The sequence below is a fragment of the Chelativorans sp. J32 genome, from assembly GCF_000518985.1.
In the GTDB taxonomy this organism is placed as follows: Bacteria; Pseudomonadota; Alphaproteobacteria; order Rhizobiales; family Rhizobiaceae; genus Chelativorans.
On sequence record NZ_JAEQ01000024.1, the window covers coordinates 1 to 19,435 of the forward strand.

Below are 19,435 nucleotides of genomic sequence, written 5' to 3' on the forward strand. Positions count from 1 at the left end.
CGATCTCCGGCCGCGGCACGGTGGTGACGGGTCGCGTTGAGCGCGGTGTTGTCAAGGTCGGTGAGGAAGTCGAGATCGTCGGCATCCGTCCGACCTCGAAGACGACGGTGACGGGCGTCGAGATGTTCCGCAAGCTGCTCGACCAGGGCCAGGCGGGCGACAATATCGGTGCGCTTCTGCGCGGCATCGACCGCGAGGGCGTGGAGCGCGGCCAGGTTCTGGCCAAGCCCGGCTCGGTGACGCCGCACACGAAGTTCAAGGCGGAAGCCTATATCCTGACGAAGGAGGAGGGCGGTCGCCACACGCCGTTCTTCACCAACTACCGCCCGCAATTCTACTTCCGCACGACGGACGTGACGGGCATCGTGAAGCTGCCCGAGGGCACCGAGATGGTGATGCCGGGCGACAATGTGACGGTTGATGTCGAGCTGATCGTGCCGATCGCCATGGAGGAGCGCCTGCGCTTCGCCATCCGCGAGGGCGGCCGTACCGTCGGCGCCGGCATCGTCGCAAGCATTACCGAGTAAAGAGGCAAGCATCCGGCGCGGCGCGGCTAGGCCGCGCCGCGATCCGAACGAGGAAACGACAGATGAACGGACAGAATATCCGTATCCGCCTCAAAGCGTTCGACCACCGGGTGCTCGACGCCTCCACGCGTGAGATCGTGTCCACGGCAAAGCGCACCGGCGCGAATGTCCGCGGACCCATCCCGCTGCCGACGCGGATCGAGAAGTTCACGGTGAACCGCTCGCCGCATATCGACAAGAAGAGCCGCGAACAGTTCGAGATGCGCACTCATAAGCGCCTTCTCGATATCGTGGATCCGACTCCGCAGACGGTGGACGCGCTTATGAAGCTCGATCTTGCCGCCGGCGTAGACGTCGAGATCAAGCTCTAAGAGGCGGAAGACAAGAGGATAGGACCCCGCGCGAGGCGCGTGCCGAGCCGGGAAGCCTGAAAGGAAATCGAACCGATGCGTTCAGGTGTTATCGCACAGAAGATCGGGATGACGCGCGTCTATAACGAGGCGGGCGAGCATATCCCTGTCACGGTTCTGCGCATGGAGAATTGCCAGGTCGTCGCTCAGAGGACCGAGGAGAAGAACGGCTACACGGCTGTTCAGCTCGGCGTTGGGCTGGCCAAGGTTAAGAACACGTCGAAAGCGCTGCGTGGCCATTTTGCGGCGGCCAGCGTGGAGCCCAAGGCAAAGCTCGCGGAGTTCCGCGTTTCGCCGGAGAACCTGCTCGATGTGGGCGCGGAGATCACAGCCGACCATTTCGTGCCGGGTCAGAAGGTCGACGTGACGGGAACCTCTATTGGCAAGGGCTTCCAGGGCGTCATGAAGCGCCATAATTTTGGCGGCGGCCGCGCGACTCATGGTAACTCCATATCGCATCGTACGCACGGTTCTACCGGTCAGCGTCAGGACCCCGGCAAGGTGTTCAAGGGCAAGAAGATGGCCGGCCATATGGGCGACCGTCGCGTGACCACTCAGAACCTCGAAGTGGTGTCCACCGATATCGAGCGCGGCCTGATTATGGTCCGCGGTGCGGTCCCGGGCTCCAAGGGTTCCTGGATCATGGTGCGGGATGCCGTTAAGGCACCTTTGCCGAAGGAAGCGCCGCTTCCAGCCGCTGTCCGTGCCAGCAACAACAATGCCGCGAAGGCTGAGCAAGCCGCCGCCAGCGAGGGGGCAGAATAATGGATCTGAAGGTAACCACCCTCGCGGGCGCGGATGCCGGCAAGCTTGAGGTCTCCGATGAGATTTTCGGGCTGGACCCGCGCGAGGACATCCTGCACCGCGTGGTGCGCTGGCAGCTCGCCAAGCGCCAGCAGGGGACGCACAAGGCGAAGGGCCGCGCGGAGATCGCGCGTACCGGCGCCAAGATGTACCGCCAGAAGGGTACGGGCCGCGCCCGTCACTCCTCGGCACGTGCGCCGCAGTTCCGTGGTGGCGGCAAGGCCCATGGTCCTGTGCCCCACAGCCATGAGCATGAGCTGCCGAAGAAGGTGCGGGCTCTCGGACTCAAGCATGCTCTTTCCGCCAAGGCCAAGTCCGCGAATCTCATCGTCGTTGATGATCTGGCGATCGGCGAGGCCAAGACGAAGGCGCTTGTCGAGAGCTTCGCCAAGCTCGGCCTTGCAAACGCACTGCTGATCGGCGGGACGGAGATCGACGCGGGCTTCAAGCGCGCGGCGGCAAATATCCCGAACATCGACGTTCTGCCGGTCCAGGGCATCAACGTTTACGACATTCTTCGCCGCGGAACGCTGGTTCTGTCCAAGTCTGCGGTAGAGGCCCTCGAGGAGCGGTTCAAATGACGGATCTTCGCCATTATGACGTGATCGTGAGCCCCGCGATCACCGAGAAATCGACGATGGCCTCGGAGAACAACCAGGTCGTCTTCAATGTGGCCCGCAAGGCGACGAAGCCCGAGATCAAGGCGGCGGTAGAGGCACTCTTCAACGTCAAGGTCAAGGGTGTGAACACACTCGTCCGCAAGGGCAAAGTGAAGCGCTTTCGCGGCACGATCGGGCGGCAAAGCGACGTGAAGAAGGCGATCGTGACGTTGGCCGAAGGTCAATCCATCGACGTCGCGACAGGTCTTTGAGAGGCCGCGAGGGTAGAACATGGCACTCAAGCATTATAAACCGGGTACACCGGGCCAGCGCCAGCTGGTGATCGTCGACCGCTCGGGCCTTCATAAGGGGAAGCCCGTAAAGGGCTTGACCGTCGGTTTGACGTCTAAGGGTGGGCGTAACAACTATGGTCGCATCACCGCTCGCTTCCAGGGTGGCGGCCATAAGCGCACCTATCGTCTGATCGATTTCAAGCGCCGCAAGTTCGATGTTTCGGGCGTGATTGAGCGTTTGGAGTATGATCCGAACCGGACGGGCTTTATCGCTTTGGTTCGCTATGACGACGGCGAGCTGTCCTATATCCTGGCTCCCCAGCGTCTTGCAGCGGGCGACCGGGTTGTGTCTTCGGCGTCCGCCGTGGACGTAAAGCCGGGGAACGCGATGCCGCTGGCCAATATGCCGGTCGGCACGATCGTTCACAATGTGGAGCTCAAGCCGGGGAAGGGTGGGCAGCTTGCCCGTTCGGCAGGTTCGTATGCCCAGCTGGTCGGTCGTGACCAGGGCATGGCGATCCTCAGGCTCAACTCCGGCGAGCAGCGCCTTGTGGCCGGCGCCTGCCTGGCGACGGTCGGCGCAGTCTCAAACCCGGATCACGCGAATGTCAGCCTTGGCAAGGCTGGCCGCAAGCGGTGGCTGGGCAAGCGCCCGCATAACCGTGGCGTGACCATGAACCCGGTCGATCACCCGCATGGTGGTGGCGAGGGCCGCACCTCCGGTGGCCGTCATCCGGTCACCCCGTGGGGCAAGCCCACGAAGGGCCGCAAGACGCGGTCCAACAAGGCGACCGACAAGTTCATCATGCGCTCGCGGCATCAGCGCAAGAGCTAAGGAAAGGTAAGGGAACGTGTCCCGTTCAGTTTGGAAAGGCCCTTTCGTCGACGGTTACCTGTTGAAGAAGGCTGACAAGGCTCGCGAGAGCGGCCGCAAAGAGGTGATCAAGATGTGGAGCCGTCGCTCCACGATCCTGCCTCAGTTCGTTGGCTTGACCTTCGGGGTCTACAACGGCCAGAAGCACATTCCGGTGCTCGTCAGCGAAGAGATGGTGGGCCACAAATTCGGTGAGTTCGCTCCGACCCGCACCTATTACGGCCACGGCGCGGACAAGAAGGCAAAGAGGAAGTAACCATGGGCAAGGCCAAAGCGCCGCGCAAGCTTGCAGACAACGAGGCGCGCGCGGTTCTGCGCACGATCCGTGTCAGCCCGCAGAAGCTGAACCTCGTTGCCGCGCTTATCCGCGGCAAGAAGGTGGCGACCGCGCTCGCCGACCTCGAGTTCTCGCGCAAGCGAATTGCAGGCACGGTGAAGAAGACGCTCGAGTCCGCGATCGCTAATGCTGAGAACAACCACAATCTGGATGTGGATGCGCTCGTGGTGGCGGAGGCCTATGTCGGCAAGTCGATCGTCATGAAGCGCTTCCATGCCCGCGGCCGTGGCCGCGCAAACCGCATCGAGAAACCCTTTTCGCATCTGACGATCGTCGTTCGCGAAGTCGAAGAGCAAGTGGAGGCCGCCTGATGGGCCAGAAAGTCAATCCGATCGGTCTCCGTCTGGGCATCAACCGTACCTGGGACTCGCGCTGGTTCGCGAACACCAATGAGTATGGCCAGCTTCTGCACGAGGATATCCAGATCCGCCGCTATATCGAGAACGAGCTCAAGCAGGCTGCGATCTCGAAGGTGGTGATCGAGCGTCCTCACAAGAAGTGCCGCGTGACGATCCACTCGGCGCGTCCGGGCCTCATCATCGGCAAGAAGGGCGCGGATATCGAGAAGCTGCGTCGCAAGATCTCGCAGATGACGAATGCGGAAACGCATCTCAACATCGTCGAGGTCCGCAAGCCGGAGATCGATGCGCGGCTTATCGCCCAGTCGATCGCCCAGCAGCTTGAGCGCCGCGTGGCTTTCCGCCGTGCCATGAAGCGGGCTGTGCAGTCGGCCATGCGTCTTGGCGCCGAGGGCATCCGCATCAACTGCACGGGCCGTCTCGGCGGCGCAGAGATTGCGCGTATCGAATGGTACCGCGAAGGCCGGGTGCCGCTGCACACGCTGCGCGCCGATATCGACTACGGTACAGCCGAAGCAAAGACCGCTTATGGCGTGTGCGGCGTGAAGGTCTGGGTGTTTAAGGGCGAGATCCTGGAACACGACCCGATGGCTTCTGAGCGCCGGGCGGTTGAGGGTGGCGACAGTGGCGGCCAGCGTCGTCGCGAGAACGCCTGAGCCGGAATTTTGGAGTAGATAAAGATGCTGCAACCAAAGCGCACGAAATTCCGCAAGCAGTTCAAGGGCCGCATCCACGGCGCCGCCAAGGGCGGGACCGACTTGAACTTTGGAGCTTTCGGCCTCAAGGCCTTGGAACCCGAGCGGGTCACCGCTCGGCAGATCGAGGCTGCCCGCCGCGCCATCACGCGCCAGATGAAGCGTCAGGGTCGCGTGTGGATCAGGGTGTTTCCGGACGTTCCGGTCACCGCAAAGCCCACCGAAGTTCGTATGGGTAAGGGCAAGGGCTCGGTCGAGTTCTGGGCCTGCCGCGTGAAGCCCGGCCGCATCATGTTCGAGATCGACGGTGTCGCCGAGGATGTTGCGCGCGAGGCGCTGCGGCTCGGGGCAGCCAAGCTCCCGATCAAGACGCGCTTCGTACAGCGCATCGCAGAGTAGGAGAGGGCACGCCATGAAGGCCGTAGACGCCAGGACGATGACGCCCGACCAGCTCGAGGACGAGCTGTCGAAGCTGAAGAAAGAGCAGTTCAACCTCCGGTTCCAGAAGGCGACGGGGCAGCTCGAGAAAACCGCACGTGTCAGGCAGGTTCGCCGCGACATCGCGCGTATCAAGACAATCGCCGCTGAAAAGGCGGCCGGCAAGAAAGCCTGAGGACGAAGATGCCAAAGCGCGTTTTGCAGGGCACCGTGGTGAGCGACAAGAATGACAAGACGGTTGTTGTTCTCGTCGAGCGGCGGTTTGCGCACCCGATGCTCAAGAAGACCGTGCGCCGCACCAAGCGGTACAAGGCCCATGACGAGGCCAATGCGTGCAAGGTCGGTGACATCGTGTTGATCGAAGAAACACGCCCGATCTCTAAGGACAAGACCTGGATTGTCATTGAGAACCAGGCGTCACGAGCCCAGCAGGCTTGAGAAGATTGGAACAGAGGAACCGGGTTTGTCCCGCGTTCCAGTGGATAGTTTAGAAGGCGGCCAGTCATGATTCAGATGCAAACAAACCTCGACGTGGCGGACAATTCCGGCGCCCGTCGTGTCATGTGCATCAAAGTGCTCGGCGGCTCGAAGCGGAAATATGCTTCCGTTGGCGACATCATCGTCGTCTCGGTGAAGGAAGCTATTCCGCGCGGCCGCGTGAAGAAGGGCGACGTGATGAAGGCGGTGGTGGTACGCACCGCTAAGGATATTCGCCGTCCCGACGGAAGCGTTATCCGCTTTGACAGCAACGCCGCCGTTCTGGTGGACAACAAGAGAGAGCCGATCGGCACCCGTATCTTCGGACCGGTTCCGCGCGAACTTCGCGCCAAGAACCATATGAAGATCATTTCGCTGGCGCCGGAAGTTCTCTAAAGGAGCCGGAGAAATGCAGAAGATCAGAAAAGGCGACAAGGTTGTCGTGCTCTCCGGCCGTGACAAGGGCCGCACGGGCGAAGTTTTGAAGATGATGCCGAAGGATGAGAAGGCCGTGGTGCGCGGTGTTAATCTGGTGCGCAGGCACCAGAAGCAGACGCCGCAGCAGGAAGGCGGCATCATCACCAAGGAAGCGCCGATCCATGTGTCGAACCTGGCGCTGGCCGACCCGAAGGATGGCAAGCCGACCCGCGTTGGCTTCAAGGTCCAGGAAGACGGCAAGAAAGTGCGCGTGGCGAAGCGCTCGGGAGAATTGATCGATGGCTAAGGCAGGATACCAGCCGCGCTTGAAGAAGCACTATCAGGAAGCTGTTCGCAAACAGCTCCTCGAGGCCTTCAAGTATGAGAACGAGATGCAGGTTCCGCGCATCGACAAGGTCGTCATCAATATGGGCGTCGGCGAAGCGACCGGCGATTCCAAGAAGCCGACCGTGGCCGCCGAGGATCTGGCGCTGATCGCCGGACAGAAGCCGGTGATCACGCGGGCTCGTAAATCGATCGCGGGCTTCAAGGTGCGCGAGGGAATGCCGCTCGGCGCGAAGGTGACGCTGCGCCAGGACCGTATGTACGAATTCCTGGACAGGCTCGTCACCGTCGCTCTCCCCCGCGTGCGTGACTTCCGTGGCCTGAACCCGAAGAGCTTCGATGGCCGCGGCAATTATGCGCTCGGCATAAAGGAGCACATCGTTTTCCCTGAGATCAACTACGACAAGGTCGATCAGATCTGGGGGATGGACATCATCGTCTGTACGACTGCCAAGACCGACGACGAGGCTCGCGCCTTGTTGAAGGCCTTCAACTTCCCGTTCCGGCAGTAACGGCGGGCGAGAACAAGGAATTTTCAAATGGCAAAGACTAGCGCAGTCGAGAAGAACAAGAGGCGCCGGAAGATGACGGCCCGCTACGCCAATAAGCGTGCGGAGCTCAAGGCCATCATCATGGACCAGAGCAAGCCGATTGAAGAGCGCTTCAGGGCGCAGCTTCAGCTTGCCGCGCTTCCACGCAACTCGTCGAAGACGCGCATCCGCAACCGTTGCGAGGTGACCGGCCGCCCGCGCGCTTATTATCGCAAGCTCAAGATGTCGCGTATCGCGCTTCGCGAGTTGGGCAGCCAGGGACTTATCCCCGGCCTCGTCAAGTCGAGCTGGTAAGGGAGGCGACGCATGTCCATGAATGATCCTCTCGGCGATATGCTGACACGCATCCGCAACGCAATCGGGCGCAGGAAGAATACGGTCTCCACGCCTGCATCGCGGCTGCGCGCCCGTGTGCTCGACGTGATGAAGGCGGAAGGCTATATCCGCGACTACACCCAGGTCGATTACGGGAACGGCAAGTCGGAGCTGGAAATCCAGCTGAAATACTACGAGGGCGCGCCGGTGATCCGCGAGATCGCCCGCGTTTCGAAGCCGGGCCGGCGTGTCTATGTGTCGGTAAAATCGATTCCGCATGTCGCCAACGGCCTCGGCATCGCCATCCTTTCAACCCCCAAGGGTGTGATGGCCGATCATGAGGCTCGCGAGAAGAATGTCGGCGGAGAAATTCTCTGCCAGATCTTCTGATCCGGCTGGATAAAAGACAAGGAACGAGGACATGTCTCGTATTGGCAAGAAACCGGTTCCGGTACCACAGGGCGTGACGGCGAATGTCGAAGGCCAGGTGGTGACGGCCAAGGGCCCCAAGGGCGAACTGCAGTTCGTCGTGAATGACGACGTCCTGGTAAAGCTGGAAGACGGTGCGATCTCCGTGGATCCACGCGACCAGTCGAAGCTTGCGCGCTCCAAGTGGGGCATGTCGCGCACCCAGATCGCCAATATTCTCAATGGCGTGAAGGATGGGTTCGAACGGCGTCTGGAGATCAACGGCGTCGGCTATCGCGCAGCGATGCAAGGAAAGAACCTGCAGCTTTCGCTGGGCTTCAGCCACGAAGTGAGCTATGAGCCGCCCGCAGGAATCACGATCACGGTGCCGAAGCCGACGGAGATCGTCGTTAGCGGTATCGATAAGCAGGTCGTGGGGCAGGTCGCCGCCGAGATCCGCAAGTATCGTGGTCCCGAGCCTTACAAGGGTAAGGGCGTGAAGTATGCGGACGAGACGATCGTCCGTAAGGAAGGCAAGAAGAAGTAAGGACGCGAGCCATGGTGTCGAAAGTATCCGTTACGCGACGCGCGGGGCGCGTCCGCCGGAAATTGAAAGCGGTTGCCGGCGACAGACCGAGGCTTTCGGTTTATCGCTCATCCAAGCATATCTATGCCCAGGTCATTGACGACGTGAAAGGTCACACGCTTGCGGCGGCCTCCACACTCGACAAGGATCTGAGGGAAAAGCTCAAGACCGGGGCCGATGTCGATGCGGCAAGTCTGGTCGGCAAGCTTGTTGCCGAGCGTGCCAAGAAGGCAGGCGTCGAGAAGGTCGTGTTCGACCGCGGCGCTTACATCTATCACGGTCGCGTGAAGGCGCTCGCAGATGCTGCTCGCGAGGGCGGCCTGGACTTTTAAACCACTTCGGGTCTAAGGACCCGAAGTTTTCGTCAACCCGTGCTTCCGGAAAAGAACAAGGACAAGGACAATGGCACAACCCCGCCGAGACGATCGCAGAGAGCGCGAAGAGCGCGATAGCGAGTTCGTCGACAAGCTCGTTCACATTAATCGCGTGGCCAAGGTGGTCAAGGGTGGCCGCCGCTTCGGTTTCGCAGCGCTCGTGGTCGTTGGCGACCAGAAGGGCCGTGTAGGCTTCGGTCACGGCAAGGCCCGTGAGGTGCCGGAAGCGATCCGCAAAGCCACCGAGAATGCCAAGCGCGACATGATGTTCGTGCCGCTCCGCGAGGGCCGGACCCTTCACCACGACGTGCAGGGCCACCATGGAGCGGGCCGCGTGCTGATGCGTGCCGCCAAGCCGGGTACCGGAATCATCGCAGGCGGTCCGATGCGCGCGATCTTCGAGACGCTTGGGGTGCAGGACGTGGTGGCCAAGTCGCTCGGATCGTCCAACCCTTACAACATGGTTCGGGCCACATTCGACGCGCTGAAGCATCAGAAGCACCCGAAGGACATCGCCGCCCAACGCGGTATCAAGTACTCGACCTTGCAGGCGCGCCGGGGCACGGCCGTCGGAGGGGAAGAGTAACGGTTGAGCGACACAGCCCGACTGCTGGAAGACAGAAGGTTCTGGGCTTAAAGGATTGACGAAGATGGCTGAAAAGAAGAAGGGCAAGACGATCACGGTCGAGCAGATCGGCAGCCCCATTCGCCGCCCCAAGGATCAGCGCGCGACGCTGGTCGGCCTGGGGCTCAACAAATTGCATCGCCGTTCGACGCTGGAGGACACGCCTGCGGTACGCGGCATGATCGCCAAGGTGGACCACCTCGTTCGCGTGGTCGACGAGGCCTGAGAGACGAGGACCAGCTATTATGAAACTCAATGAACTCAGGGATGCCGACGGCGCAACCAAGGCGCGCAAGCGTGTCGGGCGCGGTATCGGTTCGGGCTCCGGCAAGACCGGCGGCCGTGGCGTCAAAGGTCAAAAGTCGCGCTCGGGCGTGGCGATCAAGGGCTTTGAAGGCGGCCAGATGCCGCTTTACCGGCGACTGCCGAAGCGCGGTTTCACCAATATCTTTGGCAAGGACTTCAATGAAGTCTCGCTTGGACGCATTCAGGCGGCCATCGATGCCGATAAGCTCAATGCTGCGGAGACGATCGACGGACAGGCCCTGATCAAGGCCGGTGTGATTCGGCGCCTCAAGGACGGCGTGCGCGTTTTGGGTGGCGGCGAGATCAAGGCCAAGGTCACGCTAGACGTGGCCGGCGCTTCCAGGTCGGCTGTGGAAAAGATCGAAAAAGCAGGCGGTTCCGTAAAGCTGCCTGAAAAGTCAGCCTGAGGGCCATAGGCGAGCGGCGGAGAGACAATCCGCCGCTTGCATCCTGGCCGTCCCGGGCCTATCTCGGGTTTCGGCACCATGCGCGGACAGGCTCAGGCCGGTTCGCCGCGTGATCCGCCCCAGAGTGAGCGGCTCGGTGCTCCCAGCGCATTGTCTGTCTGCGCTATCGAGTAAGGGCGTTCACTTTCCTGGTCACGCAAGGCGTGACGAAGCGGAGAATACTTCATGGCATCGGCAGCCGAGCAACTCGCCTCGAATTTGAATTTTGCGGCCTTCGCGAAAGCGGAGGACCTGAAGAAGCGCATCTGGTTCACGCTTGGCGCATTGCTCGTTTATCGCCTCGGCACCTATATCCCCATGCCGGGGATCAATCCGGATGCCTTCGCGCAGGCTTTCCAGCAGCAGTCCGGCGGCGTGCTCGGCATGTTCAACATGTTCGCCGGTGGTGCCGTTGAGCGGATGGCGATCTTCGCATTGGGCATCATGCCCTACATCTCCGCTTCGATCATCATGCAGCTCCTGACCTCGGTTGTTCCCTCGTTGGAGCAGCTGAAGAAAGAGGGCGAGCAGGGCCGCAAGGTGATCAATCAGTACACGCGCTACGGCACCGTATTGCTTGCCACGGTTCAGGCTTACGGCATTGCGGTTGGCCTCGAAGGCGGTCAGAACATAGTGGCTGATCCCGGTTGGTTCTTCCGCATATCTGCCGTTATCACGCTTCTCGGCGGAACCATGTTCCTCATGTGGCTGGGCGAGCAGATTACAGCCCGGGGCATCGGCAACGGCATTTCGCTTATTATTTTCTCAGGTATCGTTGCCGGACTCCCGTCAGCCATTGGCGGCACGCTTGAGCTTGGGCGTACCGGTGCCATGTCTACCGGGCTGATCCTCGCCATAATCATTCTGGCAATCGTGGTGATCGCGGTGATCGTGTTCTTTGAGCGCGCGCAGCGCCGGCTTCTGATCCAGTATCCGAAGCGCCAGGTCGGCAATCGCATGTTTCAGGGTGATACGTCCCATCTGCCACTGAAGCTCAACACGGCTGGCGTGATCCCGCCGATCTTTGCCTCGTCGCTGCTTTTGCTGCCCGCTACCGTGGCGGGTTTTACGGACGCGACGCAGCTTCCCGGTTGGGCCAACACCATGCTCGCGACGCTTGGCCATGGGCAGCCGCTCTACATGATCCTCTATGCTGGGCTGATCGTGTTCTTTGCCTTCTTCTACACCGCAATCGTGTTCAATCCGAAGGACACTGCCGACCAGCTTAAGAAGCATTCGGGGTTCATTCCCGGCTATCGTCCCGGTGAACGTACGGCGGAGTATATCGATTATGTGCTGACCCGCATCACCGTGGTTGGCGCCATCTATCTCGTTCTGGTGTGCCTGCTTCCGGAGTTCCTGATTTCGGCTACTGGTGTGCCCTTCTATCTTGGCGGCACGTCTCTGCTTATCGTCGTGAGTGTGACGCTTGATACCGTCGCGCAGATACAGGGTCACCTGATCGCGCACCAATATGAAGGTTTGATCAAGAAGTCGAAGCTCCGGGGGGGCAAGAGAGGACGATGAGGCTCATACTTCTTGGCCCGCCGGGGGCGGGCAAGGGAACGCAGGCACAGATCCTGGTCAAGAAGCTGAACATCCCGCAACTATCGACAGGCGATATGCTGCGTGCCGCAGTGAAGGCGGAGACGGAGATCGGCAAGAAGGCGAAGGCCGTCATGGATGCCGGCGAACTGGTTTCAGACGCGATCGTAAATGCGATCGTTGCGGAGCGGATCGACCAGCCTGATTGTGCGGCCGGTTTCATCCTGGATGGTTATCCCCGCACGCTGGTTCAAGCAGACGCGGTTGAAGCCATGCTCGCCGAGCGGGGACTGGCTCTCGATGCGGTGATCGAACTGGTGGTTGACGACAGGGCGCTGGTCGGCCGGATCGCGAAGCGTGCGGACGAGGCGAGGGCTTCCGGACAGCCGGTGCGCAAGGACGATAATCCCGAAGTTTTCGAGGAGCGTCTGCGCGAATACTACAAGAAGACAGCCCCGCTGACCGGCTATTACTATGCCAAGGGTCTGTTGCAATATGTCGACGGGATGGCCTCCATTGATGAGGTCACCCGGCAGATCGAAAACATATTGGACAAGCGCTGAGCTGTGGCAGGCGCCTTATCGGACGATCCCGGCGGTTGACGCTGGGCCCGTTATCGACTATAGCGGCGCATCTCCTGGAGAGACGTTGCTAGCCGGGCCTTTTGGGCTCGGCTTCATTGTTGAGATGAAATGCTCGCAAGGGCCGGCCTCCACCGGACGCGGGCGATAACCAAGCGCCGACCATGGTCGGCCCACATGGAGAAGATGATGGCCCGTATTGCAGGCGTCAACATACCGACCAACAAGCGCGTGATCATTGCGCTGCAGTATATTCATGGCATCGGGCCGAAGCTCGCCCGCGAGATCGTGACGAAGGTGGGCATCCCCGAGGATCGTCGTGTGCACCAGCTGACCGATGCTGAGGTGCTGGCGATCCGCGAGACGATCGACCGGGATTATCAGGTGGAAGGTGACCTGCGTCGCGAAGTTTCGATGAACATCAAGCGGTTGATGGATCTCGGCAGCTATCGTGGCCTGCGCCACCGTCGTTCGCTCCCCGTTCGCGGGCAGCGTACGCATACGAATGCCCGTACCCGCAAGGGACCGGCCAAGCCGATTGCCGGCAAGAAGAAGTAAGATTCGCGGAAAGCAAGGCAGGTTCTCCTGCCTTGCGGACCAGGTGGAGCCGCTGGAATTACGGCGGTGTAGAGATCGACTGAAAGGAAGAATATGGCCAAGGAAGCCGCACGCGTTCGTCGTCGTGAGCGCAAGAACATTTCGTCGGGTGTCGCGCACGTCAACTCGACCTTCAACAACACCATGATCACCATCACGGACGCCCAGGGCAATGCGATTGCCTGGTCTTCGGCCGGTGCTCAGGGCTTCAAGGGGTCGCGCAAGTCGACGCCCTTCGCGGCCCAGGTTGCTGCTGAGGATTGCGCTCGCAAGGCGCAGGAGCATGGCATGCGGACGCTTGAGGTCGAAGTTTCCGGTCCGGGTTCGGGTCGTGAATCCGCCCTTCGCGCCTTGCAGGCGGCGGGCTTCACCATTACCTCCATCCGTGATGTGACCCCCATCCCGCATAACGGATGCCGCCCGCGCAAGAAGCGCCGGGTCTAAAACTATTTGCCGTACGAGCGCTTCGACGCTCCTCTGCGGTTTCCAGAACGCCCGCCACGATTGGATGGTGGCGGGGTAACGGAAGGAAAAATCCATGATCCAGAAAAACTGGCAGGAACTCATCAAGCCTAACAAGATCGAGTTCACGTCGAAGGGTCGTACTCAGACGACCCTCGTGGCCGAACCGCTTGAGCGTGGCTTCGGTCTTACTCTCGGAAACGCGCTGCGCCGCGTTCTGCTCTCATCGCTTCGCGGCGCGGCTGTTACCGCCGTGCAGATCGATGGCGTGCTGCACGAGTTCTCCTCGATCGCCGGTGTGCGCGAAGATGTTACCGACATCGTGCTCAACATCAAGGAAATCGCCATCAAGATGGAAGGCGATGGCCCCAAGCGCATGGTTGTGCGCAAGCAGGGTCCGGGCGTGGTCACCGCCGGTGACATCCAGACGGTCGGCGATGTCGAGATTTTGAACCCTGACCACGTGATCTGCACGCTCGACCAGGGCGCCGAGATCCGCATGGAGTTCACGGTCAACACCGGCAAGGGCTACGTGCCGGCCGACCGCAATCGCGCCGAGGATGCGCCGATCGGCCTGATCCCGGTCGACAGCCTCTACTCGCCGGTCAAGAAGGTCTCCTACAAGGTTGAGAACACCCGTGAGGGTCAGGTTCTCGACTATGACAAGCTGACCATGACCATCGAGACGGATGGTTCCGTCACGGGCGAGGACGCAGTGGCTTTCGCCGCGCGCATTCTCCAGGACCAGCTGGGCCTCTTCGTGAATTTCGAGGAGCCGCAGAAGGAAGCGCCGGCCGAGCAGGTCACGGAACTCGCCTTCAACCCGGCTCTCCTCAAGAAAGTGGACGAGCTGGAGCTTTCCGTTCGTTCCGCCAACTGCCTCAAGAACGACAACATCGTTTATATCGGCGATCTGATCCAGAAGACGGAAGCCGAGATGCTGCGTACGCCGAATTTCGGCCGCAAGTCGCTCAACGAGATCAAGGAAGTGCTGGCGTCGATGGGGCTTCACCTCGGCATGGAAGTGCCGGATTGGCCGCCGGACAACATCGAAGAGCTCGCCAAGCGCTACGAAGACCAGTATTGACCCCTCCGGGCGCGCCCGAAGGAATTGAAGGAGATAAGCCATGCGTCACGGGAAAGCCGGCCGCAAGCTCAACCGGACCTCTAGCCATCGTAAGGCCATGTTCGCAAATATGGCGGCCTCGCTCATCGAGCATGAGCAGATCGTCACCACCTTGCCCAAGGCCAAGGAACTTCGGCCGATCGTCGAGAAGCTGATCACGCTCGGCAAGCGTGGGGATTTGCACGCCCGGCGTCAGGCGATCTCGGCCATTCGTGACGAGAATCTCGTGCGGCGCCTATTCGACACGGTTGCTCCGCGCTACGCTTCCCGCAACGGCGGCTACACGCGGATCATGAAGGCGGGTTTCCGCCACGGCGACAATGCCCCTATGGCCGTGATCGAGTTCGTCGATCGCGATACCTCTGCCAAGGGTGCGGCCGATCGTGCCCGCGTCGAGGCTGAGGCAGCCAATGAGGAAGCTGAGGCGGCATAATCTCGGACCGCTGTTCCAGATAAAAAAGGGGCCGTTCGGCCCCTTTTTTTGCGGTGTGAATGGAGCGGGATTCCGCGCCATGGGCCGGCTGCGGAAGCTCAGGCCTGATCAGCTTGGAAACGCCGCCTTCGCCATCACGACGGGCGCGCATCAAAGTTCGGAGCGTAAGGATAGTGCTCCTAAGGTAGCCGAAGACATGCGGCCCGCTGCTCTTCTGATCTCAACATTGGTTGTTCCCGGGTGATCTTGCGACAAGCCAATCGCGAATCTTCTCACCCGGACGTGAGTTTCAGTTGTAGCGGGGAACAGGGCATGATCACGTCGCTATTGGTGAGAGCCTCACATGTTTTTGCGCAATCTAAATTCACTGAATATGAGGGCGCTTCTGAAATTTCTGGCCCCGTATTCCTGTTCATGCCTTCTTCTTGCTTTCGCTGGCTCCGCCGCGCAGGGTAAGGAGACGCTGGTTTTTTTCCGCCATGCCGAGAAGCCGGCCCGGGAAATTGGGCAGATCGACTGCAAAGGCCTGAATCGAGCTCTGGCATTGAGCAAGGCGCTGGCACACTTCGGTACGCCTGATGCGATCTTTGCCCCCAACCCGAGCGTGAAAATCTCAGATCGGCAGGGCGGCCATTATTACTATTTTCGCCCTCTGGCGACCGTGCTCCCTCTGGCGATTCAACTGGGCCAAACGGTCGACATCACCTACGGTTTCACCGAAATAGACAAGCTCAAGACCGCATTATTGGATCCTAAGTACAAAAATTCACTGCTGTTTGTCGCCTGGGAGCACAAGAAGCTCGACCAGTTGGTGCGTAACATCATCAAGGACGGCGGAGGTGACCCTGTCGTGGTGCCCTCCTGGCCAGAAGACGACTACGATACTGTCTTCGTGGTCGAGATCGATTCGATGGGCGACGCTTCCTTCCGGAAGCAAAAAGAAGGAATCACCGGACTGAGCGACTCCTGCCCACAGTAATAGCGCGCCTCCTTGCGACCCGCAGTGCGCTGGGAGCGGTGTTATCTAGATCGAAGTTGTTAAATCATGAGAAACAGCCTTTAGGCCGTTCTTTCGCACGCCAAAACCGGGGATGGGAGCTTACGAGTTAGCCGATCGGTCCTTTGAAGATGAAGAAGGCGCCGAGGCAGATCAGCGCAAAGCCGATGGCGTGGTTGATCGTGAGCTGTTCGCCAAGGTAATAGACCGAGAACACGGCGAACACTGATAGCGTGATGACTTCCTGTATCGTTTTCAATTCAGCGGCGCTGTAGACGGTATGCCCGTAGCGGTTGGCGGGCACCGCGAAACAATATTCGACAAAAGCTATGCTCCAGCTCGCGAGAATCACGAGAGTGAGCGGTTTGCCTGTATATTTCAGATGTCCGTACCAGGCGAAGGTCATGAATATGTTGGAGATGGCGAGCAGCAGGATTGGCGCCAGATAGGGAAGGGCCATGAGCTTCCTCGGTAAGGAGACGGTCAGAGTAAAAAGTTGGTGATGCGTGCGGATGGGGCCAGATAACAATCTAGATCATTAACGTAGTTTGATCATCTGGATTCTATACGCAGCTGGTGACGGCTTGAGCCTTTTCTTGTGCACAATCCTGTCCGATGATGCCGGCTGACAAGCCCAGGAGTTTGATGAAGTGCGTGTTTCTGTCGTCCGCCTGCTTTTGGTTCTCGGTGTGCTTGCCATGCCTGCTCATGCGCAGGACAGGCCAGCCGAATCGATAATGGATCCGCTGAAGCAGCTGCTTCGCGGCGGCCAGCAGCAAACTACCTCCGAATCCAATGGAGAGCAGCGGCGCATTCCCTTTAGCCAGCAGCAGATCCAGCTTTCCTTCGCGCCTTTGGTGAGTCAGGTGGCGCCGGCTGTCGTGAACGTCTACGCTTCCACGAGGGTCCAGGCGCGTTCGCCCTTTATGGGAGATCCCTTTTTCGAACGCTTCTTCAATTTTCCGCAGATGCCGCCGCGTGTGCAGTCCGCTTTGGGATCCGGCGTGCTCGTAGACCCTTCCGGCATCGTGGTGACGAACTACCATGTGATCCGTGAGGCTGATGAGGTAAAGGTTGCGCTTGCTGACGGCCGGGAGTTCGCGAGCGATATTCTTCTTAAGGATGAAGGATTGGACCTGGCCGTCCTCAAGATCGAAGCCTCGGAGGCGTTCCCGGCGGCAAAGCTCGGCGATTCTGAAGCGTTGCAGGTGGGTGACCTTGTCCTGGCGATCGGAAATCCTTTCGGTGTCGGTCAGACGACGACGAGCGGCATCGTTTCCGCCGTGGCGCGCACGCTGGGCGGCATTTCCGATTTCGGCTATTTCATCCAGACGGATGCCGCTATCAATCCCGGAAATTCCGGCGGAGCTCTCATTAATATGGCGGGCGAGGTCGTGGGGATCAACACGGCTATCTATAGTCGCTCCGGCGGGTCCATCGGCATTGGATTTGCCATTCCGGCGAATATCGTGCGCGCGGTAGTGGATTCCGCCAAGAGCGGCAAGGAATTTTTCGAGCGGCCCTATATCGGGGCAAGCTTTGACCGGGTGACGCCCAACATTGCGGAGGCGCTGGGTATGACAAGGCCGGCGGGCGCTCTCGTGACGAATGTCGCCCCGGATACGCCCGCCGCACAAGCGGGGCTCGAAAGCGGGGATGTGATTGTATCGATCGACGGAAAGTCGATCGATACTCCCGAGGCATTGGATTATCGCCTCACGACGGTGCCGATCGGCGAAACGGCAGAAATCAAGGTGCTGCGCAACGGCGAAGAATTGCAACTTTCCATGCCAGTGGAGCGGGCTCCCGAGGGCACGGGGCAGGAACTGGAACTCGGCGGCAATGGTCCTTTTGCAGGAGCCACGGTAGCAGAGCTTTCGCCGGCACTTGCTCAGCGCCTTCGTCTTCCCGTCACGGGGAAGGGCGTCGTCATCACCAGTTTGGCGCGCAACTCTCCCGCTGCGAGCATTGGGCTTTTGCCGGGGGATATCGTGCGTCAGCTCAATGGGGAGGACGTCACGAGCGCCGAGCAAATGAAGGCGCTGGCCGAAGCTGATGCTCGGTGGTGGCAGTTCACGATTGACCGGGGCGGACGCATCATCCGGCAGACAATGCGGTTCTGATCGAATTATGGGTGATCTCTTCAACAGGAGCGAATCCGGACCGGTCCCTGACGTTGGTAAGCCGCTCGCCGACAGGTTGCGGCCGAAACGACTGGATGAGGTGGTGGGTCAGGAGCATCTGACGGGACCAGAAGGAGCGCTCACGCGCATGATCCGCTCGGGCTCCCTTGGTTCGCTGATTTTCTGGGGGCCGCCGGGCACGGGGAAGACGACCGTTGCGCGCCTGCTTGCGGGCGCGACTTCGATGGCGTTCGAACAGATCTCCGCGATCTTTTCCGGTGTCGCGGATCTGAAGAAGGTTTTCGAGGCGGCCCGTTTGCGCCGCAGCCAGGGGCGTCAAACCCTGTTGTTTGTGGACGAGATCCACCGTTTCAACCGCGCCCAGCAGGATTCCTTTCTGCCAGTGATGGAAGATGGAACGGTGGTGCTTGTGGGCGCGACGACCGAAAACCCTTCTTTCGAGCTGAATGCCGCGCTTCTTTCGCGAGCCCGCGTCCTTGTCTTCCACTCTCTTGAGGCTGATAGCCTGGAGCGTCTCCTTCAGCGCGCCGAAACGGTCGAAGGGCGGCCTTTGCCCTTGGATAGCGAGGCGTGGGCGGTTTTGCTGCGCATGGCCGACGGAGATGGAAGGGCGGTGCTCACGCTGGCGGAGGAAGTCTGGCGTGCCGTGCAGGAAGGAGAGGTCTTCGACGCAGAAACCCTGCAGCGCATCGTCCAGCGGCGGGCACCGATCTACGACAAAAGCCAGGACGGCCATTACAACCTGATATCCGCTTTGCACAAATCGGTTCGCGGTTCTGACCCGGATGCTGCGCTTTACTATCTTGCCCGCATGCTCGATGCGGGTGAGGATCCACTCTATCTTGGGCGAAGGCTCGTGCGCATGGCTGTCGAGGACATTGGCCTTGCGGATCCGCAGGCACTGGTGATCGCGAACGCCGCCAAGGACGCCTATGATTATCTGGGTTCTCCCGAAGGTGAGCTCGCCCTAGCCCAGGCCTGCGTCTATCTCGCTACTGCGCCGAAATCGAACGCCGTCTACACTGCGTTCAAGGCAGCGATGGGCTCGGCGAAGGAGCACGGTTCGCTGCTTCCACCCAGACATATCCTGAACGCGCCAACGAAGCTCATGAAGGAGACGGGCTACGGCTCCGGCTATCAATACGATCATGACATGCCGGATGCCTTCTCCGGGCAGGATTACTTTCCCGAGGCCATGGGGCGGAAGACCTTTTACGACCCGCCCGACCGCGGGTTCGAAAGGGAAATCCGCAAGAGGCTTGATTATTGGGCGAAACTTCGGCGGGAGCGGCAGGACGGCAACTGACCGGGTATGCATTTTTTTGACGATTCGCTCCTGATCGTTTGAAGGCAAAGGAAAAAAA

32 protein-coding genes are annotated in these 19,435 nt (G+C 60.3%); 31 read left to right on the forward strand and 1 reads right to left on the reverse strand.

Features of this window, described 5'->3' with window-relative positions; genetic code table 11:
* The 29 genes from CHEJ32_RS0121595 to CHEJ32_RS0121740 all read left to right on the forward strand — a co-directional run.
* A partial coding sequence (locus CHEJ32_RS0121595) for an EF-Tu/IF-2/RF-3 family GTPase (protein WP_028035216.1) occupies nucleotides 1-527 on the forward strand: 527 nt, incomplete at its 5' end.
* 62 nt (nucleotides 528-589) lie between these two features.
* Nucleotides 590-898 carry a 30S ribosomal protein S10 gene (gene rpsJ, locus CHEJ32_RS0121600; RefSeq protein WP_007066362.1) on the forward strand — a complete coding sequence of 103 codons (309 nt, stop codon included), beginning with the start codon at nucleotides 590-592 and terminating at the stop codon, nucleotides 896-898.
* 75 nt (nucleotides 899-973) lie between these two features.
* Nucleotides 974-1,702 carry a 50S ribosomal protein L3 gene (gene rplC, locus CHEJ32_RS25690; RefSeq protein ID WP_051469836.1) on the forward strand — a complete coding sequence of 243 codons (729 nt, stop codon included), beginning with the start codon at nucleotides 974-976 and terminating at the stop codon, nucleotides 1,700-1,702.
* Nucleotides 1,702-2,322, forward strand: a complete 621-nt coding sequence (rplD, locus tag CHEJ32_RS0121610; protein ID WP_028035639.1) for a 50S ribosomal protein L4 — start codon at nucleotides 1,702-1,704, stop codon at nucleotides 2,320-2,322. Before rplC ends, rplD begins: the two co-directional genes overlap by 1 nt.
* Nucleotides 2,319-2,612 carry a 50S ribosomal protein L23 gene (locus CHEJ32_RS0121615; protein ID WP_028035640.1) on the forward strand — a complete coding sequence of 98 codons (294 nt, stop codon included), beginning with the start codon at nucleotides 2,319-2,321 and terminating at the stop codon, nucleotides 2,610-2,612. The genes rplD and CHEJ32_RS0121615 overlap by 4 nt, the downstream gene beginning before the upstream one ends.
* A gap of 19 nt (nucleotides 2,613-2,631) precedes the next feature.
* Nucleotides 2,632-3,468, forward strand: coding sequence for a 50S ribosomal protein L2 (gene rplB / locus CHEJ32_RS0121620; RefSeq protein WP_028035641.1), 837 nt, complete (start codon nucleotides 2,632-2,634; stop codon nucleotides 3,466-3,468).
* Between the two features lie 16 nt (nucleotides 3,469-3,484).
* The gene (rpsS, locus tag CHEJ32_RS0121625) at nucleotides 3,485-3,763 is read left to right on the forward strand and encodes a 30S ribosomal protein S19 (protein ID WP_028035642.1); all 279 of its coding nucleotides are present in this window, start codon (nucleotides 3,485-3,487) and stop codon (nucleotides 3,761-3,763) included.
* 2 nt (nucleotides 3,764-3,765) lie between these two features.
* Complete coding sequence (gene rplV / locus CHEJ32_RS0121630; protein WP_034658935.1) at nucleotides 3,766-4,155, forward strand: 50S ribosomal protein L22; 390 nt, start codon at nucleotides 3,766-3,768, stop codon at nucleotides 4,153-4,155.
* Entirely contained in the window at nucleotides 4,155-4,859 is a 705-nt protein-coding gene (gene rpsC / locus CHEJ32_RS0121635) for a 30S ribosomal protein S3 (protein WP_028035644.1), read from the forward strand. Before rplV ends, rpsC begins: the two co-directional genes overlap by 1 nt.
* A gap of 24 nt (nucleotides 4,860-4,883) precedes the next feature.
* Nucleotides 4,884-5,297 (forward strand): 50S ribosomal protein L16, encoded by a 414-nt coding sequence (gene rplP, locus CHEJ32_RS0121640; protein ID WP_028035645.1) that lies wholly within the window; start codon nucleotides 4,884-4,886, stop codon nucleotides 5,295-5,297.
* 13 nt (nucleotides 5,298-5,310) lie between these two features.
* Complete coding sequence (gene rpmC, locus CHEJ32_RS0121645; RefSeq protein ID WP_028035646.1) at nucleotides 5,311-5,511, forward strand: 50S ribosomal protein L29; 201 nt, start codon at nucleotides 5,311-5,313, stop codon at nucleotides 5,509-5,511.
* Nucleotides 5,512-5,519: 8 nt separating this feature from the next.
* Nucleotides 5,520-5,774, forward strand: a complete 255-nt coding sequence (gene rpsQ, locus CHEJ32_RS0121650; protein WP_028035647.1) for a 30S ribosomal protein S17 — start codon at nucleotides 5,520-5,522, stop codon at nucleotides 5,772-5,774.
* 66 nt (nucleotides 5,775-5,840) lie between these two features.
* Nucleotides 5,841-6,209 (forward strand): 50S ribosomal protein L14, encoded by a 369-nt coding sequence (gene rplN / locus CHEJ32_RS0121655; protein ID WP_011581006.1) that lies wholly within the window; start codon nucleotides 5,841-5,843, stop codon nucleotides 6,207-6,209.
* A 13-nt stretch (nucleotides 6,210-6,222) separates the two neighbouring features.
* The gene (gene rplX, locus CHEJ32_RS0121660) at nucleotides 6,223-6,537 is read left to right on the forward strand and encodes a 50S ribosomal protein L24 (protein WP_028035648.1); all 315 of its coding nucleotides are present in this window, start codon (nucleotides 6,223-6,225) and stop codon (nucleotides 6,535-6,537) included.
* Nucleotides 6,530-7,087 (forward strand): 50S ribosomal protein L5, encoded by a 558-nt coding sequence (rplE, locus tag CHEJ32_RS0121665; RefSeq protein WP_028035649.1) that lies wholly within the window; start codon nucleotides 6,530-6,532, stop codon nucleotides 7,085-7,087. Before rplX ends, rplE begins: the two co-directional genes overlap by 8 nt.
* 27 nt (nucleotides 7,088-7,114) lie before the next feature.
* Nucleotides 7,115-7,420 carry a 30S ribosomal protein S14 gene (gene rpsN, locus CHEJ32_RS0121670; RefSeq protein WP_028035650.1) on the forward strand — a complete coding sequence of 102 codons (306 nt, stop codon included), beginning with the start codon at nucleotides 7,115-7,117 and terminating at the stop codon, nucleotides 7,418-7,420.
* A gap of 12 nt (nucleotides 7,421-7,432) precedes the next feature.
* Nucleotides 7,433-7,831: a 30S ribosomal protein S8 gene (gene rpsH, locus CHEJ32_RS0121675; protein ID WP_028035651.1), complete on the forward strand. Its 399-nt coding sequence runs from the start codon at nucleotides 7,433-7,435 to the stop codon at nucleotides 7,829-7,831.
* A 31-nt stretch (nucleotides 7,832-7,862) separates the two neighbouring features.
* Entirely contained in the window at nucleotides 7,863-8,396 is a 534-nt protein-coding gene (gene rplF, locus CHEJ32_RS0121680; protein WP_028035652.1) for a 50S ribosomal protein L6, read from the forward strand.
* An 11-nt stretch (nucleotides 8,397-8,407) separates the two neighbouring features.
* Nucleotides 8,408-8,767 (forward strand): 50S ribosomal protein L18, encoded by a 360-nt coding sequence (gene rplR, locus CHEJ32_RS0121685; RefSeq protein WP_028035653.1) that lies wholly within the window; start codon nucleotides 8,408-8,410, stop codon nucleotides 8,765-8,767.
* 70 nt (nucleotides 8,768-8,837) lie between these two features.
* Nucleotides 8,838-9,395, forward strand: a complete 558-nt coding sequence (gene rpsE, locus CHEJ32_RS0121690; protein ID WP_028035654.1) for a 30S ribosomal protein S5 — start codon at nucleotides 8,838-8,840, stop codon at nucleotides 9,393-9,395.
* 64 nt (nucleotides 9,396-9,459) lie between these two features.
* Entirely contained in the window at nucleotides 9,460-9,660 is a 201-nt protein-coding gene (gene rpmD, locus CHEJ32_RS0121695) for a 50S ribosomal protein L30 (RefSeq protein ID WP_028035655.1), read from the forward strand.
* 19 nt (nucleotides 9,661-9,679) lie between these two features.
* Entirely contained in the window at nucleotides 9,680-10,147 is a 468-nt protein-coding gene (gene rplO / locus CHEJ32_RS0121700) for a 50S ribosomal protein L15 (protein WP_028035656.1), read from the forward strand.
* Nucleotides 10,148-10,372: 225 nt separating this feature from the next.
* A complete protein-coding gene (gene secY, locus CHEJ32_RS0121705) occupies nucleotides 10,373-11,713 on the forward strand; it encodes a preprotein translocase subunit SecY (RefSeq protein ID WP_028035657.1) in 1,341 nt (446 codons plus the stop codon).
* Nucleotides 11,710-12,294, forward strand: a complete 585-nt coding sequence (locus tag CHEJ32_RS0121710; RefSeq protein ID WP_028035658.1) for an adenylate kinase — start codon at nucleotides 11,710-11,712, stop codon at nucleotides 12,292-12,294. Before secY ends, CHEJ32_RS0121710 begins: the two co-directional genes overlap by 4 nt.
* A 207-nt stretch (nucleotides 12,295-12,501) precedes the next feature.
* Nucleotides 12,502-12,870 (forward strand): 30S ribosomal protein S13, encoded by a 369-nt coding sequence (gene rpsM, locus CHEJ32_RS0121715; protein ID WP_028035659.1) that lies wholly within the window; start codon nucleotides 12,502-12,504, stop codon nucleotides 12,868-12,870.
* 93 nt (nucleotides 12,871-12,963) lie between these two features.
* Nucleotides 12,964-13,353 carry a 30S ribosomal protein S11 gene (gene rpsK / locus CHEJ32_RS0121720; protein ID WP_011580993.1) on the forward strand — a complete coding sequence of 130 codons (390 nt, stop codon included), beginning with the start codon at nucleotides 12,964-12,966 and terminating at the stop codon, nucleotides 13,351-13,353.
* A 94-nt stretch (nucleotides 13,354-13,447) separates the two neighbouring features.
* The gene (locus CHEJ32_RS0121725) at nucleotides 13,448-14,458 is read left to right on the forward strand and encodes a DNA-directed RNA polymerase subunit alpha (protein ID WP_028035660.1); all 1,011 of its coding nucleotides are present in this window, start codon (nucleotides 13,448-13,450) and stop codon (nucleotides 14,456-14,458) included.
* A 40-nt stretch (nucleotides 14,459-14,498) separates the two neighbouring features.
* A complete protein-coding gene (rplQ, locus tag CHEJ32_RS0121730) occupies nucleotides 14,499-14,930 on the forward strand; it encodes a 50S ribosomal protein L17 (RefSeq protein WP_028035661.1) in 432 nt (143 codons plus the stop codon).
* Nucleotides 14,931-15,273: 343 nt separating this feature from the next.
* A complete protein-coding gene (locus CHEJ32_RS0121740) occupies nucleotides 15,274-15,909 on the forward strand; it encodes a hypothetical protein (protein ID WP_051469837.1) in 636 nt (211 codons plus the stop codon).
* A gap of 127 nt (nucleotides 15,910-16,036) precedes the next feature.
* Here the strand turns inward: CHEJ32_RS0121740 and CHEJ32_RS0121745 are convergent, their stop codons facing one another.
* Nucleotides 16,037-16,387: a DMT family protein gene (locus CHEJ32_RS0121745; RefSeq protein WP_028035664.1), complete on the reverse strand. Its 351-nt coding sequence runs from the start codon at nucleotides 16,385-16,387 to the stop codon at nucleotides 16,037-16,039.
* Between the two features lie 238 nt (nucleotides 16,388-16,625).
* Here CHEJ32_RS0121745 and CHEJ32_RS0121750 point away from each other — a divergent pair, with 238 nt between their 5' ends.
* Together CHEJ32_RS0121750 and CHEJ32_RS0121755 are read left to right on the forward strand one after the other, a co-directional pair.
* Nucleotides 16,626-18,050: a DegQ family serine endoprotease gene (locus CHEJ32_RS0121750; protein WP_051469839.1), complete on the forward strand. Its 1,425-nt coding sequence runs from the start codon at nucleotides 16,626-16,628 to the stop codon at nucleotides 18,048-18,050.
* Nucleotides 18,051-18,057: 7 nt separating this feature from the next.
* Complete coding sequence (locus CHEJ32_RS0121755; RefSeq protein ID WP_028035666.1) at nucleotides 18,058-19,377, forward strand: replication-associated recombination protein A; 1,320 nt, start codon at nucleotides 18,058-18,060, stop codon at nucleotides 19,375-19,377.
* Nucleotides 19,378-19,435 lie beyond the last annotated feature (58 nt).